We start from the raw sequence: 15,339 nt of genomic DNA on the forward strand, positions 1-15,339 counted from the left end.
AATCAACCTGTTCCTTGCGGATTCGCCGCATACCAATTGCTTCAACCAATAAAGCGGGAGGTTTTAATGTTTCCCACTGAAGCGGGTGTGAATACTAACCAAAGCGAATGACCTTCGCAAGGGCAATTTCAGCGCATTGTATCAACTGCGGAAAAAAACAGCAAAAAACGATTTTGGGGCGAAGAAAAGGCGGCAAGCGCCGCCTTTTTAAACACTTAGCGCCCTGTCAGTCCGCATGATTATTTCACGCTGCCCGGCGCTGACGGCACCACTGCGCAGACGAGAAAATCAATCATCGGCTTAATCAGGCGTTTTTCACCGCATCGGCGATACGATGCGCGAACTCATGTACCTGCTCTTCGTGCTCGCCTTCGACCATGACGCGAATGAGTGGCTCGGTACCTGATTTGCGTAGCAGCACACGGCCACGGTTGCCCAATGCCGCTTCCACTTCAGCCATGACCGCTTTCACATTTTCATGTTCCAGCGGGTTACCGCTACCTTCAGTGAAACGAACGTTGACCAGGATTTGCGGGAACATTTTCATACCGCTACACAGGTCATGCAGACTCATATGGTTACGCACCATCGCCGCCACAACCTGCAGACTCGCGACGATACCGTCACCGGTGGTGGTTTTATCCAACAGGATAACGTGGCCAGAGTTTTCCGCCCCGATACGCCAGCCTTTCTCCTGCAGTTTCTCAAGGACATAGCGGTCACCCACTTTAGCCCGGACAAACGGAATGCCCAGCTGTTTGAGCGCCAGCTCCAGCCCCATATTACTCATTAACGTTCCCACCGCGCCGCCGCGCAGTTGGCCCTGCCGCAGACCTTCGCGGGCGATGATATACAGAATCTGGTCGCCATCGACCTTGTTACCTTCATGGTCGACCATAATGACCCGGTCGCCATCGCCATCATAGGCGATACCCAGATCGGCTTTTTCGGCCAGTACGCGCGCCTGCAGGGCGCGAACGTCGGTCGCGCCCACTTCTTCGTTGATATTGAGCCCGTTCGGCTCACAACCCATCGCAATCACCTTTGCACCCAACTCGCGGAACACATTCGGCGCAATGTGATAGGTCGCGCCATGCGCGCAGTCGACCACCACTTTTAGCGCATTCAGGCTCAGTTCGTTCGGGAAAGTACCTTTGCAGAATTCAATATAACGACCAGCGGCATCGACAATCCGGCTGGCTTTGCCCAGTTCGGCCGAATCGACGCAGGTCAGCTCTTTTTCCATTTCCGCTTCAATCGCCTCTTCTACGTTATCCGGCAGCTTTGTGCCTTCAATAGAAAAGAACTTGATCCCGTTGTCATAGAACGGGTTATGCGAAGCTGAAATGACAATCCCTGCTTCAGCACGGAAGGCTCGCGTCAGGTAAGCCACCGCCGGAGTCGGCATCGGGCCGGTGAAAGAAGCAGAAAGCCCCGCCGCAGCCAGTCCCGCCTCCAGCGCCGATTCCAGCATATAGCCGGAGATACGGGTATCTTTACCAATAATGATTTTGCGTGAACCGTGGCGCGCCAGCACCTTGCCCGCAGCCCAGCCCAGTTTGAGCACGAATTCCGGGGTAATTGGCGCATCACCCACGCGGCCACGGATACCATCGGTGCCAAAATATTTGCGGTTACTCATAACGTTTATTTTCCTTTGTGCTCAGAGTGGCTTCCACCACGCGTAGCGCTTCTACCGTTTCTTTGACGTCATGGACGCGAATAATCTGCGCGCCCTGCATCGCTGCAATCACTGCACACGCCAGGCTGCCGTTGAGGCGTTCCGTCGGCCCGACGTTAAGCAGTTGGCCAATCATCGATTTACGCGACATACCGACCAGCAACGGGAGACCGAACCGGTGGAACTCGCCGAGTCGAGCAAGTAGCTCATAATTATGGGTAAGATTTTTACCGAAACCGAATCCTGGGTCGAGTAACAATTTCTCTTTTGCGATACCCGCCTGCTCACAGCGCACGATATGCTCGGTAAAAAAGCGGGCGACATCGGCAAAGACATCATTGTATTTCGGCGCTTCCTGCATCGTTTTTGGCTGTCCCTGCATATGCATCAGACACACCGGCAGGCCGGTTTGCGCAGCGGCTTCCAGCGCCCCAGGCTCGGTCAGCGAACGGATATCGTTAATAATATGCGCGCCTGCCCGCGCGGACTCACGGATCACTTCTGGCTTCGAGGTGTCTACCGAGATCCAGACTTCAAAACGTTGAGCAACGGCTTCCACGACCGGAATCACACGCGCCAGTTCTTCTTCGACGCTCACATCCAACGCTCCCGGGCGGGTCGATTCGCCGCCGATGTCAATGATAGTCGCTCCCGCGTTAATCATCAGATTGGCATGCTTAACCGCCTCCACGAGCGAGTTATGTGTGCCGCCATCGGAGAATGAATCTGGCGTGACGTTAAGGATCCCCATCACATGCGGATGGGAGAGGTCGAGGGTTGAGCCTTGGGCTACGAGTTTCATCGCGAAATCCATAAATCCGGAAGGTTAATAAAAAGAAAAACCCCGGAGCGGCAAGCGCCCCGGGGTTTCGATATACACAACAACATCAACAGCAGCAGCTAACTTATTTGTCGCCCAGTTGCTCTGACATGGTATTACCCGGGTTCGGCGTACGCGGTTCATCGACCGGACGCGGCGCACTCGGGGTGCCATTATTGCCAGAGTTATTGGTGCCGTTCGGATCTTCCCATCCCGCAGGTGGGCGAACTTCACGACGGGCCATCAGGTCATCAATCTGCGGTGCGTCGATGGTCTCATATTTCATGAGCGCATCTTTCATCGAATGCAGGATGTCCATGTTGTCATTCAGAATCTGACGCGCACGACCGTAGTTACGTTCAATCAGCGCTTTCACTTCCTGATCGATGATCCGTGCCGTTTCATCGGACATATGTTTCGCTTTCGCGACGGAACGGCCGAGGAACACTTCCCCCTCTTCTTCCGCGTACAGCAGCGGACCGAGTTTGTCGGAGAAGCCCCATTGCGTCACCATGTTACGCGCCAGGTTGGTCGCGACTTTAATATCGTTCGACGCACCGGTAGAAACATGTTCCACACCGTAGATAATCTCTTCCGCCAGACGACCGCCGTAGAGGGTCGAAATCTGGCTTTCCAGCTTCTGACGGCTGGCGCTGATAGCATCGCCTTCCGGCAGGAAGAACGTCACACCCAGCGCACGACCGCGTGGGATAATCGTCACCTTGTGCACCGGATCGTGTTCCGGCACCAGGCGACCGATAATCGCATGGCCCGCTTCGTGGTAAGCAGTAGATTCTTTCTGCGCTTCCGTCATCACCATGGAGCGACGTTCCGCGCCCATCATGATTTTGTCTTTCGCTTTTTCGAACTCGACCATCGATACCACGCGCTTGTTGCCACGGGCAGCAAACAGAGCGGCTTCGTTGACCAGGTTCGCCAGGTCAGCGCCCGAGAAGCCCGGGGTACCGCGCGCGATAATTGCCGCGTCGATATCCGGCGACAGCGGGACGCGACGCATGTGAACTTTCAGAATCTGTTCACGACCGCGCACATCCGGCAGCCCCACGACAACCTGACGGTCAAAACGGCCTGGACGCAGCAGCGCCGGGTCAAGCACGTCCGGACGGTTGGTCGCCGCGATAACGATAATGCCTTCGTTACCTTCGAAGCCATCCATCTCAACCAGCATCTGGTTCAGCGTCTGTTCGCGTTCATCGTGACCGCCACCCAGACCAGCGCCACGCTGGCGACCGACGGCGTCGATTTCATCGATGAAGATAATGCACGGTGCCGCTTTCTTGGCCTGTTCGAACATGTCACGCACACGAGATGCGCCCACGCCGACGAACATTTCAACGAAGTCAGAACCAGAAATGGTGAAGAACGGCACTTTCGCTTCACCGGCGATAGCTTTCGCCAGGAGCGTTTTACCGGTACCCGGAGGGCCGACCATCAGGACGCCTTTCGGGATTTTACCGCCCAGCTTCTGGAAGCGGCTCGGTTCACGCAGGTATTCAACCAGCTCACCGACTTCCTCTTTCGCTTCATCGCAACCGGCGACATCGGCAAAAGTGGTTTTGATCTGGTCTTCCGTCAGCATACGGGCTTTGCTTTTGCCAAAGGACATCGCGCCCTTTCCGCCGCCGCCCTGCATTTGCCGCATGAAGAAGATCCAGACGCCGATCAGCAACAGCATCGGGAACCAGGAAATAAAGATGGAAGCCAGCAGGCTCGGTTCTTCCGGCGGTTCGCCAACCACTTTGACGTTTTTCGTCAACAGGTTATCGAGCAGCTTCGGATCGTTGACCGGAATGTAAGTCGTGTAACGGTTACTATCTTTCTTGGTAACGTTGATCTCACGTCCGTTGATACGCGCTTCGCGAACCTGGTCCTGATTGACCTCTTGCAGGAAGGTTGAATAATCCACCTTACGGCCATTAGACTCGCTGGGCCCAAAGCTCTGGAATACTGACATCAGCACAACGGCAATGACCAGCCAGAGTATTAGGTTTTTCGCCATGTCACTCAAGGGATTAACCTCTTATTACAACTGTGTTAAAAACAGCGTCAGGATACTCTATATCCAGCGTCTTTCAAACTTTCGTTTGAAATCTACCGGTTATGGTTTACGCCCGGTCGCTACAATGTACACTTCACGCGAACGTGCGCGAGAAGAGTCCGGCTTACGAACTTTGACCTTCGTAAACAGGGAGCGAATTTCTCTTAGATACTCATCGAAGCCTTCGCCCTGGAACACCTTCACTACAAAACTACCACCCGGCGCTAATACATCACGAGCCATTCCAAGCGCCAGCTCCACCAAATACATGGCCCGGGGAATATCCACCGCCGGTGTTCCACACATGTTTGGTGCCATATCGGACATGACAACCTGCACTTTACTGTCACCTACGCGCTCAAGTAACGCTTTCAGAACTAATTCATCACGAAAGTCGCCCTGAAGGAAGTCCACACCAACAATTGGATCCATCGGTAAAAGATCGCAAGCGATGATGCGACCGCTGTTTCCGATTTGCGTAACCGCATATTGCGACCAGCCACCGGGTGCAGCGCCGAGGTCAACAATGGTCATCCCCGGTTTAAAAATCTTGTCACTTTGCTGTATTTCATCAAGTTTAAACCAGGCACGGGAACGTAACCCCTTTTTCTGCGCCTGTTGAACATATTTATCGCTAAAGTGTTCCTGAAGCCAGCGGCTTGAGCTGGCAGAACGCTTTTTACCTGTCATTTAACATTCCCGTTTCGGGTTCATCATACTTTGCGACGTAAAAATCGACACGGTAGTTTGGCGATATATGGGAGATGGCGGTAGAATGAACCGTTTTCAATCCCAACGTAAGCAAAAAAATACGATGAATCTGAGTACTAAACAAAAACAGCACCTGAAAGGTCTGGCACATCCGCTCAAGCCGGTAGTTATGCTTGGCAACAATGGTTTGACCGAAGGGGTACTGGCCGAGATCGAACAAGCGTTAGAGCACCATGAACTCATCAAGGTGAAAATCGCATCGGAAGACCGCGAAACTAAAACCTTGATCGTGGAAGCTATCGTGCGCGAAACCGGCGCCTGTAACGTACAGGTCATCGGTAAAACGCTGGTCCTGTATCGCCCAACTAAAGAGCGTAAAATCTCGCTGCCACGCTAAGAATATCCTGAATCTCGACACAACTTTGTGTAAAACGAGGGATTTCTACGGGTAGACGAGCAAAATGCCATGCTCCGGACGTTGATAAAAGGCCGCTATGCGGCCTTTTTCCTTTCTTTACAATCCATCAACATGGTAGCGGGAAATACGAACTAAAGGTACTCGACCTTGATAATTTCGTATTCTACTTCGCCGCCTGGTGTGCGGATTGTCACTACATCATCCTGTTCTTTACCGATCAAACCACGAGCAATCGGTGAATTCACCGAGATCAGATTTTGCTTAAAATCAGCCTCATCATCACCCACGATGCGGTAAGTCTGTTCTTCATCGGTATCGAGGTTCAGGACCTTGACCGTCGCACCAAAAATCACCCGCCCGTTGTTCGGCATTTTGGTGATATCGATAACCTGCGCATTGGACAGTTTAGCTTCAATATCCTTAATACGGCCTTCGCAGAAACCTTGCTGTTCGCGGGCTGCGTGGTACTCAGCGTTCTCTTTCAGATCGCCATGTTCGCGCGCATCGGCAATAGCAGCGATGATTTCAGGACGACGAACGGACTTCAGAAAATCCAGTTCTTCGCGAAGTTTTTCAGCACCACGTAAGGTCATCGGAATAGCTTGCATTTGTTATACCTCTTTATCATTCCTTCATGGAACGGACGCCGCCGTTCCGCCACCAGTCAGGCCTTGGGCAGGACAGGAGCAAAAAGAAAACCAACCCGGAAAACATTCCCCAGGTCAGCAGCAATTTTCAATTTGATACGTATTTTACCCTGAAGTTCACTATGGGTCATCGTTTACTTTACAGGGTATTGCACCGTAGTATGACGGCTCGGTTTCAGGTTGTTAGCGCGAGATTATGCGATTTCCCAGATTTATCATCGGATTGACTGCCGGTATAGCGCTCAGCGCTCAGGCAGCGAACATTGACGAATATATCACCCAGCTTCCTGCAGGTGCTAACCTCGCCTTCATGGCGCAGAAGGTTGGCTCCCCGACGCCGGAGATAGACTTCCACAGTCAGCAAATGGCGCTCCCCGCCAGTACCCAGAAGGTGATAACCGCGCTGGCCGCTCTGCTGCAGCTCGGGCCGAACTTTCGTTTTACCACCACGCTGGAAACCAAAGGCAGCCTTGAAGGCGGCGTGCTAAAAGGCGACCTGATAGCCCGTTTTGGCGGCGATCCGACGCTGAAACGTCAGGATATTCGCAATATGGTGGCAACGCTAAAAAAAGCAGGCGTCCAGCGGATCGAGGGGAACGTGTTGATTGATACCTCGGTCTTCGCCAGCCATGACATGGCCCCAGGCTGGCCGTGGAACGACATGACCCAATGCTTTAGCGCCCCACCTGCGGCCGCTATCGTCGATCGTAACTGTTTTTCTATCTCACTTTATAGCGCACAGAAACCTGGCGATCTGGCCTTTATTCGCGTCGCGTCGTACTACCCGGTGACGATGTTTAGCCAGGTGAGAACGCTGGCCCGCGGCTCCGCCGAGGCTCAGTACTGCGAACTCGACGTGGTGACGGGCGACCTGAACCGTTACACCCTGACGGGTTGTCTGCCACAGCGTAGTGAGCCTTTACCGCTGGCTTTCGCCATTCAGGACGGCGCGAGCTATGCTGGCGCGATCCTGAAGTCCGAACTGACCCAGGCGGGGATTACCTATAGCGGGACGCTGCTGCGCCAGACTCTGGCGAACGATCCGGGAACCGTGCTGGCTACCACACAATCAGCTCCGCTGCACGATCTCCTGCGGATCATGTTAAAAAAATCAGACAACATGATTGCGGACACCGTCTTTCGCACCATCGGTCACGCTCGTCTCGGCGTACCGGGAACCTGGCGCGCCGGTTCGGATGCGGTACGCCAGATCCTGCGCCAACAGGCCGGCATCGATCTGGGTAATACGATTATCGCCGACGGTTCCGGTCTGTCGCGGCATAACCTGATTGCGCCGGCGACCATGATGCAGGTGCTGCAATATATCGCCCAGCACGATAATGAACTCAACTTCATCTCGATGCTGCCGCTGGCTGGCCACGATGGCTCGCTACAGTATCGCGCAGGCCTGAATCAGGCAGGCGTTGATGGTAAAGTGTCGGCCAAAACCGGTTCTCTGCAGGGCGTTTACAACCTCGCAGGCTTCATCACCGCCGCCAGCGGGCAAAAAATCGCCTTCGTACAATATCTGTCAGGATATGCGGTACCGCCTGCGGATCAGCGCAACCGCCGGATCCCGCTGGTACGCTTCGAGAGTCGGTTATATAAGGATTTGTACCAGAACAACTAAGACAAAAGGGCCGCATCAGATGCGGCCCTTTTTCGTGCGTTCTGAAGCGCTTTTCGGCATATCCGGGCAGCGTCGCCCCGATCGGCAATATACCGGGGCGCTCCAGCAACTTAACGCTTATAGATGAACTCGACGCCTTCTTCGTCGTCTTCGTCCCAGTCGTCATCCCAGTCTTCGTCGTCTTCGACTGCAACTTCGGCTTCTTCAAGCTGCTGGCGGTGGTAGTCATCCCACATAAACTCGACTTTTTCAGGCGCTTTCTCTTCCGCTGCATGCACGATTGGGTTTTCGATGATAAAGGTCATCACGTCCCAGCACAGATCTTTGACGCCCTGCTGGCTTGCCGCGGAGATCAGGTAGAACTTCTCTTCCCAGCCCAGCGCATCGGCAATGGCTTTCGCCTTCGCTTCAGCTTCCGCTTTATCCATCAGGTCAATCTTGTTGAAGACTAACCAGCGTGGCTTCTCAGCCAGCTTCTCGCTGTATTTCTCCAGCTCACCGATGATAATGCGCGCGTTCTCAACCGGATCGGAACCATCAATCGGCTCGATATCGATGAGGTGCAGCAGCACGCGGCAGCGTTCAAGGTGCTTCAGGAAGCGAATACCGAGGCCTGCGCCTTCCGCTGCGCCTTCGATAAGCCCAGGAATATCGGCGACAACGAAGCTCTTCTCGTTATCCATACGCACAACGCCAAGGCTCGGCACCAGCGTGGTAAACGGATAATCGGCCACTTTCGGCTTCGCCGCAGAAACGGCGCGAATGAAGGTAGATTTACCGGCATTCGGCATACCCAGCATCCCGACGTCTGCCAGCAGCATCAGCTCCAGCTGCAGATCGCGCTTGTCACCCGGCGTCCCCATCGTTTTCTGACGCGGAGTACGGTTGACGGACGATTTGAAACGGGTGTTGCCCAGACCGTGCCAGCCGCCTTTAGCGACCATCAGACGCTGACCATGCTGAGTCATATCGCCCATGACTTCGCCGGTCCCTTGATCGATAACACGGGTCCCTACAGGCACTTTGATCGACACGTCTTTACCGCGTTTGCCGGTACAGTCGCGGCTCTGACCATTCTGTCCACGCTCGGCGCGGAAAGATTTTTCAAAACGGTAGTCGATCAGGGTGTTCAGGTTTTCGTCCGCTTCCAGCCAGACATCACCGCCATCACCACCGTCGCCGCCGTCCGGGCCGCCTCTCGGGATATATTTTTCACGGCGGAAGCTAACGCAACCATTGCCGCCATCACCTGCTACGACCAGGATTGTTGCTTCATCAACAAACTTCATTTTACTCTCCGAAAATCATTCGCCTGAGCGGGGCAGCGGTACAACCGCTTCACGCTTACGTAAGCCACCCCAAAGACGGTGGCCTATGGCGGAATACATCGCGCCCGCAACCACGACAAACGCACCGAGATAACCTAACAGGTTTAACATCGGTCTGGCGAAAACATCGGGCCAGGCCAGTGATAATAAATCTGAAAAAAGCAGCGTAAACAAAGGCGTTAAGGTAATCAACGCGCTCACCTGAGCTGCCTGCCAGCGCGCCATGGCTTCCGCCAGCGCACCGTAGCCTACCAGGGTATTTAACCCACAGAAAATCAGGCACGCCAGCTGCCAGTGGCTTAACGCCAGAACTTGCGAGAGCGTCGCCAGCGGCAGCAACGCTATCGTACATAAAGTGTACAGCAAAAAGAGGATCTGCTGTGACGCCAGGCGGCGTAATAACACCTTTTGCGCGACGCCGTAGCTGACCCAGACCGCAGCCGCTGCAACGCCAAAAATTACCCCCCACGTGTAATCCGTCAGGCGGGTAAAAATCTCAATCAGGCTGGTGTTAAAGAACATCACCAGCCCGCAAATCAACATCAAGGCTCCCACAACCTGGGTACCGCGCATTTTCTCCTTAAGGATGAATACGCTGGCCACCATCATGCCGACCGGAGATAGCTGGCCGATCACCTGAGACGCCGTGGGGCTAAGATATTGCAGGGAAGAGCTGAACAGAATGAAGTTACCAAACAGGCCGCCCGTCGCAATGGCCAGCAGCACCAGCCAGCGCGGTTTGCGAAACAGGCGCAGCGGCGGCAGCCTACCTCTGATAGTGAGGATTATGCCAAGGCCGATACTTGCCATCAGAAAGCGATAAAACACCACCGTCGGCGGTTCCATCACTTCAAGGACCTGCTTCATGGCAATGGGCAGTGCCCCCCAGCACATCGCGGTGGTGAGCGCCAAAACAATGCCAATGCCGGCCTGCTGCTTCATACCCGTTTTCCCTGCAGAAAAATATCCGGGATTCTAATGTAAAAAGCCCCGCAACACGTTGCGGGGCTTTAATCCGTTACCGGACCACGAAAAACTTACTCAGCAACGATGCTGATGTATTTACGGTTGTTCGGGCCTTTAACTTCAAATTTCACTTTACCGTCTGCTTTAGCAAACAGAGTGTGGTCACGACCGCAACCTACGTTGGTGCCTGCGTGGAATTTGGTGCCACGCTGACGAACGATGATGCTACCCGCCAGAACGGATTCGCCACCGAAACGCTTAACGCCCAGGCGTTTAGCTTCTGAGTCGCGACCGTTACGAGTTGAGCCGCCAGCCTTTTTATGTGCCATTTAAATCTCTCCTCAGGTCTTAGGCGCTGATGCCAGTAATTTTCACATCAGTGAACCACTGACGATGGCCCTGCTGCTTACGGTAGTGTTTACGACGACGAAACTTAACGATTTTAACTTTCTCGCCACGACCGTGAGCAACAACTTCAGCTTTGATTACGCCGCCCTCAACGAAAGGAACGCCGATCTTGATTTCTTCACCGTTTGCGATCATCAGCACTTCAGCGAACTCAACAGCTTCGCCAGTTGCGATGTCCAGCTTTTCCAGGCGAATGGTCTGACCTTCGCTTACTCGGTGTTGTTTACCACCACTTTGGAAAACCGCGTACATATAAAACTCCGCTTCCGCGCACCTCTTCGTGTGATTCAGAGTGCGCTATAAATATTCACAATAGGGCGCGAATATTACGCAAAACGCGAGCCTTTGACAAGAGCGATTAGCGATCAACGCAGAAAAAAAACACAACTTTCACGCTAACGTTTATCTATGGCAATTTTTCAGTACAATCATAGCTTCGTTTAATTCTATCTTAATCCTTCTGTGAACCCACCTGGATTCGCGGTAACAGGACATGTGGCCCGGCTTTTGCGATGAATTTAGAAAAAATCAATGAGTTAACCGCGCAGGATATGGCGGGTGTCAATGCGACAATCCTTGAGCAACTTGACTCAGATGTTCAGCTTATCAATCAATTAGGCTATTACATCGTTAGCGGAGGCGGTAAACGTATTCGTCCGATGATTGCGGTTCTTGCCGCCCGGGCAGTGGGTTACCAGGGCGAGGCGCATGTCACTATTGCCGCACTGATCGAATTTATTCATACCGCCACCTTGCTGCATGATGATGTCGTTGATGAATCCGATATGCGCCGCGGCAAGGCGACGGCAAACGCCGCTTTTGGCAACGCGGCCAGCGTGCTGGTTGGTGATTTTATCTATACCCGCTCTTTCCAGATGATGACCAGCCTCGGCTCGCTAAAAGTGCTGGAAGTGATGTCTAAAGCCGTTAACGTCATTGCCGAGGGCGAAGTGCTGCAGTTGATGAACGTCAACGACCCCGACATCACTGAAGAAAACTATATGCGGGTCATTTACAGCAAAACTGCCCGCCTGTTTGAAGCCGCCGCGCAGTGTTCCGGCATCCTGGCGGGTTGTACCGCCGAACAGGAGCAAGCGCTGCAGGATTATGGTCGTTATCTCGGCACGGCATTCCAGCTGATCGACGATTTACTGGACTACAGTTCTGACGGCGAGCGCCTCGGCAAAAACGTGGGTGATGACCTGAACGAAGGCAAACCGACCTTACCGTTATTGCATGCCATGCGTCACGGTACTCCGGAGCAGTCAGCGATGATTCGCGGCGCGATTGAGCAAGGCAACGGGCGTCACCTTCTTGAGGCGGTTCTCGAGACGATGGCGACCTGCGGTTCCCTGGAGTGGACCCGTAAACGCGCGGAAGAGGAAGCGGACAAAGCCATTGCTGTACTTCAGGTATTACCGGATTCCCCGTGGCGTGAAGCGCTTATCGGTCTTGCCCATATCGCGGTTCAGCGCGACCACTGATCCCCCTGCCCCGTTCCCGTGCCCGGCGCGGGAACGCCCCAGAAGTTCCAGTAAAATTCACGAAATGTCTTTTATCCTGGTATATTCCGAATATTGAGACACCTTACAAGAACTTGTTAGAACTTAATTAAACCTGGGAGTATAGTCATTCCGTTGCTCACATATCAGGCAAACGGGATTATCACCACCAGGAGAATTTATGGAAAAGTTCATCGACTGGCATCCGGCAGACATCATTGCCGGACTGCGCAAAAAAGGGACGTCGCTGGCAGCGGAGTCGCGGCGTAACGGTTTGAGTTCTTCAACGCTGGCGAATGCATTGACCCGGCCATGGCCAAAAGGCGAGCTGATCATTGCTCATGCGCTGGATACCAAGCCGTGGGTTATCTGGCCCTCACGCTATCATGACCCGGAGACACATCAGTTTATCGACAGAACGCAGATGATACGCCAGAAGAAAGAGAGTGTATGAAGACGGTTCGCTAAGTGAAACAGAACGGAATAAAAAACAGCCCCAGGACACACGTCAAGGGGCTGTTATCACTACAGATTTACTCGCCTTTTACGCGTTCGATATTCGCGCCCAGCGCCTGCAGTTTATCTTCAATGCGCTCGTATCCACGATCGATGTGGTAGATACGATCGACAATCGTGGTCCCTTCCGCGATACAGCCAGCGAGGACCAGACTTGCTGACGCTCGCAGATCGGTCGCCATCACCTGAGCACCGGAGAGTTGCGCCACGCCGTGGCATATCGCCGTATTGCTTTCGATCTCCGCGTGCGCGCCCATACGGATCAGTTCCGGAATGTGCATGAAACGGTTTTCAAAGATCGTTTCGGTAATCACGCCGGTCCCTTCCGCCACCAGGTTCAGCAGCGTGAACTGCGCCTGCATGTCGGTCGGGAATCCCGGGTGTGGCGCGGTGCGCACATTAACAGCTTTCGGACGGTTGCCGTGCATATCCAGGCTAATCCAGTCTTCGCCGGTTTCAACATCAGCGCCCGCATCGCGCAGCTTGGCCAGTACGGCATCCAGGGTATCAGGCTGTGCGTTGCGGCACACAATTTTACCGCCGGATATTGCCGCAGCGACCAGGAAGGTACCGGTTTCGATACGGTCAGGCAGAACGCGGTATACGCCGCCACCCAGACGCTCTACGCCTTCGATGGTGATACGGTCAGTTCCCTGACCTTTAATTTTCGCGCCCAGCGTGTTGAGGAAGTTCGCCGTATCGACGATCTCCGGCTCGCGTGCGGCGTTTTCAATAACGGTGGTGCCTTCCGCCAGCGTCGCCGCGCTCATAATGGTCACGGTCGCGCCAACGCTGACCTTATCCATCACAATATGCGCGCCTTTAAGACGTCCATTAACCGACGCCTTCACATAACCTTCTTCCAGTTTGATCTCTGCGCCCAGTTGCTCAAGGCCAATAATATGCAAATCGACCGGACGCGCGCCGATAGCGCAACCGCCCGGCAGAGAAACCTGACCCTGACCAAAGCGTGCCACCAGCGGGCCCAGCGCCCAGATAGAAGCACGCATCGTTTTGACCAGATCGTACGGCGCGCAGAAGACGTCGACCGGGCCCGCATCGATCCAGACTGAGCCATTGCGCTTCACTTTGGCACCGAGCTGGCTCAGCAGTTTCATCGTGGTATCGATGTCTTTCAGTTTAGGTACGTTCTGGATCTCAATCGGCTCATCTGCCAGCAGTGCGGCAAAGAGGATCGGCAGGGCGGCATTTTTCGCACCGGAGATGGTGACTTCCCCCTGGAGGCGTGTCGGCCCCTGAACACGGAATTTATCCATTGATTCTGTTCTCTGTTAAGAATTCACATACGCTGCGGGGAACATCCCTGCAGCTTAAAAGCCGTTGAGTTTGCGGTCCCGGGCCCATTCTTGCGGGGTAAACGCTTTGATCGACAGAGCATGAATGCGGTTGTCGGCAATGTATTCCATCAGCGGAGCGTAGACAGCCTGCTGTTTTTTTACCCGGCTCATGCCGTCAAACATCTCACCCACAGCAATAACCTGAAAGTGACTGCCATCGCCAGAGACGTGGACTTCCTGAAGGGAGAGTGCGTTCATCAGCACGGTCTGAATTTCATGATTTTCCATGGGTTCAAATTTTATCTGGTAGTGAAAATAGCCCAACATCTTAGAGGAAAGTGACGCGGTCTTAAATAAGCAAAAAGCCCCATCGAAGATATTGATGGGGCTTTCAGGATAACCTCAGCAGTAACACGCTGAAAAATTATGGGATCATATCGGCGGGAAGGTTGTAAAGACTGACTAAAGTTTGCAGGTTGTCGCTCTTGCCAGTCAGTGTCGCTTCCAGACCCTGGTGGCGAATTAACGCCACAAAATGCACCAGCAGCGCCAGGCCGGCGGTATCCACCCGGGTCAGCGCGCTCAGGTCGATAGTCGACACGCCCTCGGTCGCCTGCGCACGGGCTTCCCACAGCGGGACCAGCAGATCCTGGTCCAGCTCCCCGTGCAGCGCCAGTCGCTCGCCGTCGCGAGTCCAGCTCAGCTGCCCGGTCATTATTTTTTCTGTTCCAGCGTGATCGGCTGCGCGGAGATCGCTTTCAGTTGCGCGGTCAGGCCATCAACGCCTTTGGTGCGCAGCAGATCGCTCCACTCATTTTGTTTGGTGGTAATCATGCTGACCCCTTCGGCAATCATATCGTAAGCCTGCCAGTTACCGGTCTGGGTGTTTTTACGCCACTGGAAATCCAGCCGTACCGGAGGGCGGCCATTCGGATCGACGATCGTCACGCGGATAGGGATGATCGTCGCATCGCCCAGCGGTTGTTCCGGAGCAATCTGATAGGTCTGGCCATGATACATCGCCAGCGCCTGGCCATAGGCCTGCTTCAGGTATTCGCGAAAGGCGACAAAGTAGGCTTCGCGCTGCGCCGGCGTCGCATCTTTATAATAGCGGCCCAGAACCAGCGCGCCGGCATACTTCACCTGAACATACGGCATCAGTTCCTGGTCAACGATATCACGCAGATAGTTCGGGTTAGCCTGAATCTTCGACTGTTCATTTTTCAGACGATCGAAGGTTTTCTGCGCCGCTTCGTTCATCAGTTTATAGGGGTTGGACTGATCCGCCGCCGTAGCAGCCGTCAAGGGAGCAATCACCAGCATGGCGATCATCAGTAAGCGTTTAAACATAGGGT

Annotated in this window: 17 protein-coding genes; 4 read left to right on the plus strand and 13 right to left on the minus strand. The window is 54.0% G+C overall.

Annotated features, from left to right (window positions below; all coding sequences use genetic code 11):
* Positions 1–304: 304 nt before the first annotated feature.
* From glmM to rlmE, 4 genes are all read right to left on the minus strand, one after another.
* On the minus strand, positions 305–1,642 hold the full coding sequence (gene glmM / locus FNY10_RS22055; protein ID WP_100684842.1) for a phosphoglucosamine mutase: 1,338 nt from the start codon (positions 1,640–1,642) through the stop codon (positions 305–307).
* Complete coding sequence (folP, locus tag FNY10_RS22060) at positions 1,635–2,483, minus strand: dihydropteroate synthase (RefSeq protein WP_141963304.1); 849 nt, start codon at positions 2,481–2,483, stop codon at positions 1,635–1,637. Before folP ends, glmM begins: the two co-directional genes overlap by 8 nt.
* Positions 2,484–2,586: 103 nt before the next feature.
* On the minus strand, positions 2,587–4,521 hold the full coding sequence (gene ftsH, locus FNY10_RS22065; protein ID WP_100684843.1) for an ATP-dependent zinc metalloprotease FtsH: 1,935 nt from the start codon (positions 4,519–4,521) through the stop codon (positions 2,587–2,589).
* Between the two features lie 99 nt (positions 4,522–4,620).
* Positions 4,621–5,250 carry a 23S rRNA (uridine(2552)-2'-O)-methyltransferase RlmE gene (gene rlmE / locus FNY10_RS22070; protein WP_004106110.1) on the minus strand — a complete coding sequence of 210 codons (630 nt, stop codon included), beginning with the start codon at positions 5,248–5,250 and terminating at the stop codon, positions 4,621–4,623.
* A 124-nt stretch (positions 5,251–5,374) separates the two neighbouring features.
* Between rlmE and yhbY the strand changes: the two genes are divergently transcribed.
* Positions 5,375–5,668, plus strand: coding sequence for a ribosome assembly RNA-binding protein YhbY (gene yhbY, locus FNY10_RS22075; protein ID WP_004139797.1), 294 nt, complete (start codon positions 5,375–5,377; stop codon positions 5,666–5,668).
* Positions 5,669–5,820: 152 nt separating this feature from the next.
* On the opposite strand, the gene greA is transcribed toward yhbY, so the two are convergent.
* Positions 5,821–6,297 (minus strand): transcription elongation factor GreA, encoded by a 477-nt coding sequence (gene greA, locus FNY10_RS22080; RefSeq protein ID WP_004868107.1) that lies wholly within the window; start codon positions 6,295–6,297, stop codon positions 5,821–5,823.
* A gap of 235 nt (positions 6,298–6,532) precedes the next feature.
* Here greA and dacB point away from each other — a divergent pair, with 235 nt between their 5' ends.
* Positions 6,533–7,966 carry a serine-type D-Ala-D-Ala carboxypeptidase gene (gene dacB, locus FNY10_RS22085; RefSeq protein WP_100684845.1) on the plus strand — a complete coding sequence of 478 codons (1,434 nt, stop codon included), beginning with the start codon at positions 6,533–6,535 and terminating at the stop codon, positions 7,964–7,966.
* 110 nt (positions 7,967–8,076) lie between these two features.
* On the opposite strand, the gene cgtA is transcribed toward dacB, so the two are convergent.
* The 4 genes from cgtA to rplU all read right to left on the minus strand — a co-directional run bounded on the left by cgtA (position 8,077) and on the right by rplU (position 10,920).
* Positions 8,077–9,255, minus strand: coding sequence for an Obg family GTPase CgtA (gene cgtA / locus FNY10_RS22090; RefSeq protein ID WP_100684846.1), 1,179 nt, complete (start codon positions 9,253–9,255; stop codon positions 8,077–8,079).
* Between the two features lie 15 nt (positions 9,256–9,270).
* On the minus strand, positions 9,271–10,236 hold the full coding sequence (locus FNY10_RS22095) for a DMT family transporter (RefSeq protein WP_131048469.1): 966 nt from the start codon (positions 10,234–10,236) through the stop codon (positions 9,271–9,273).
* Positions 10,237–10,331: 95 nt separating this feature from the next.
* Positions 10,332–10,589 carry a 50S ribosomal protein L27 gene (rpmA, locus tag FNY10_RS22100; RefSeq protein WP_003861831.1) on the minus strand — a complete coding sequence of 86 codons (258 nt, stop codon included), beginning with the start codon at positions 10,587–10,589 and terminating at the stop codon, positions 10,332–10,334.
* 19 nt (positions 10,590–10,608) lie between these two features.
* Positions 10,609–10,920 (minus strand): 50S ribosomal protein L21, encoded by a 312-nt coding sequence (gene rplU, locus FNY10_RS22105; protein WP_004106123.1) that lies wholly within the window; start codon positions 10,918–10,920, stop codon positions 10,609–10,611.
* A 260-nt stretch (positions 10,921–11,180) separates the two neighbouring features.
* Here rplU and ispB point away from each other — a divergent pair, with 260 nt between their 5' ends.
* Together ispB and sfsB are read left to right on the plus strand one after the other, a co-directional pair.
* Entirely contained in the window at positions 11,181–12,152 is a 972-nt protein-coding gene (gene ispB, locus FNY10_RS22110) for an octaprenyl diphosphate synthase (protein ID WP_100684848.1), read from the plus strand.
* 199 nt (positions 12,153–12,351) lie between these two features.
* On the plus strand, positions 12,352–12,624 hold the full coding sequence (gene sfsB, locus FNY10_RS22115; protein WP_100684849.1) for a DNA-binding transcriptional regulator SfsB: 273 nt from the start codon (positions 12,352–12,354) through the stop codon (positions 12,622–12,624).
* Between the two features lie 79 nt (positions 12,625–12,703).
* Here sfsB and murA read toward each other — a convergent pair whose 3' ends face one another.
* The 4 genes from murA to mlaC all read right to left on the minus strand — a co-directional run bounded on the left by murA (position 12,704) and on the right by mlaC (position 15,334).
* A complete protein-coding gene (gene murA / locus FNY10_RS22120; protein ID WP_131048467.1) occupies positions 12,704–13,963 on the minus strand; it encodes a UDP-N-acetylglucosamine 1-carboxyvinyltransferase in 1,260 nt (419 codons plus the stop codon).
* 54 nt (positions 13,964–14,017) lie between these two features.
* Positions 14,018–14,272: a BolA family iron metabolism protein IbaG gene (gene ibaG / locus FNY10_RS22125; protein WP_015585657.1), complete on the minus strand. Its 255-nt coding sequence runs from the start codon at positions 14,270–14,272 to the stop codon at positions 14,018–14,020.
* A 136-nt stretch (positions 14,273–14,408) separates the two neighbouring features.
* Positions 14,409–14,699: a lipid asymmetry maintenance protein MlaB gene (mlaB, locus tag FNY10_RS22130; protein ID WP_100684851.1), complete on the minus strand. Its 291-nt coding sequence runs from the start codon at positions 14,697–14,699 to the stop codon at positions 14,409–14,411.
* On the minus strand, positions 14,699–15,334 hold the full coding sequence (mlaC, locus tag FNY10_RS22135; protein WP_100684852.1) for a phospholipid-binding protein MlaC: 636 nt from the start codon (positions 15,332–15,334) through the stop codon (positions 14,699–14,701). Before mlaC ends, mlaB begins: the two co-directional genes overlap by 1 nt.
* Between the last annotated feature and the right edge of the window lie 5 nt (positions 15,335–15,339).

Origin of the sequence: Klebsiella sp. Lac1, assembly GCF_009825425.1 — a bacterium.
GTDB lineage: Bacteria > Pseudomonadota > Gammaproteobacteria > Enterobacterales > Enterobacteriaceae > Klebsiella > Klebsiella electrica.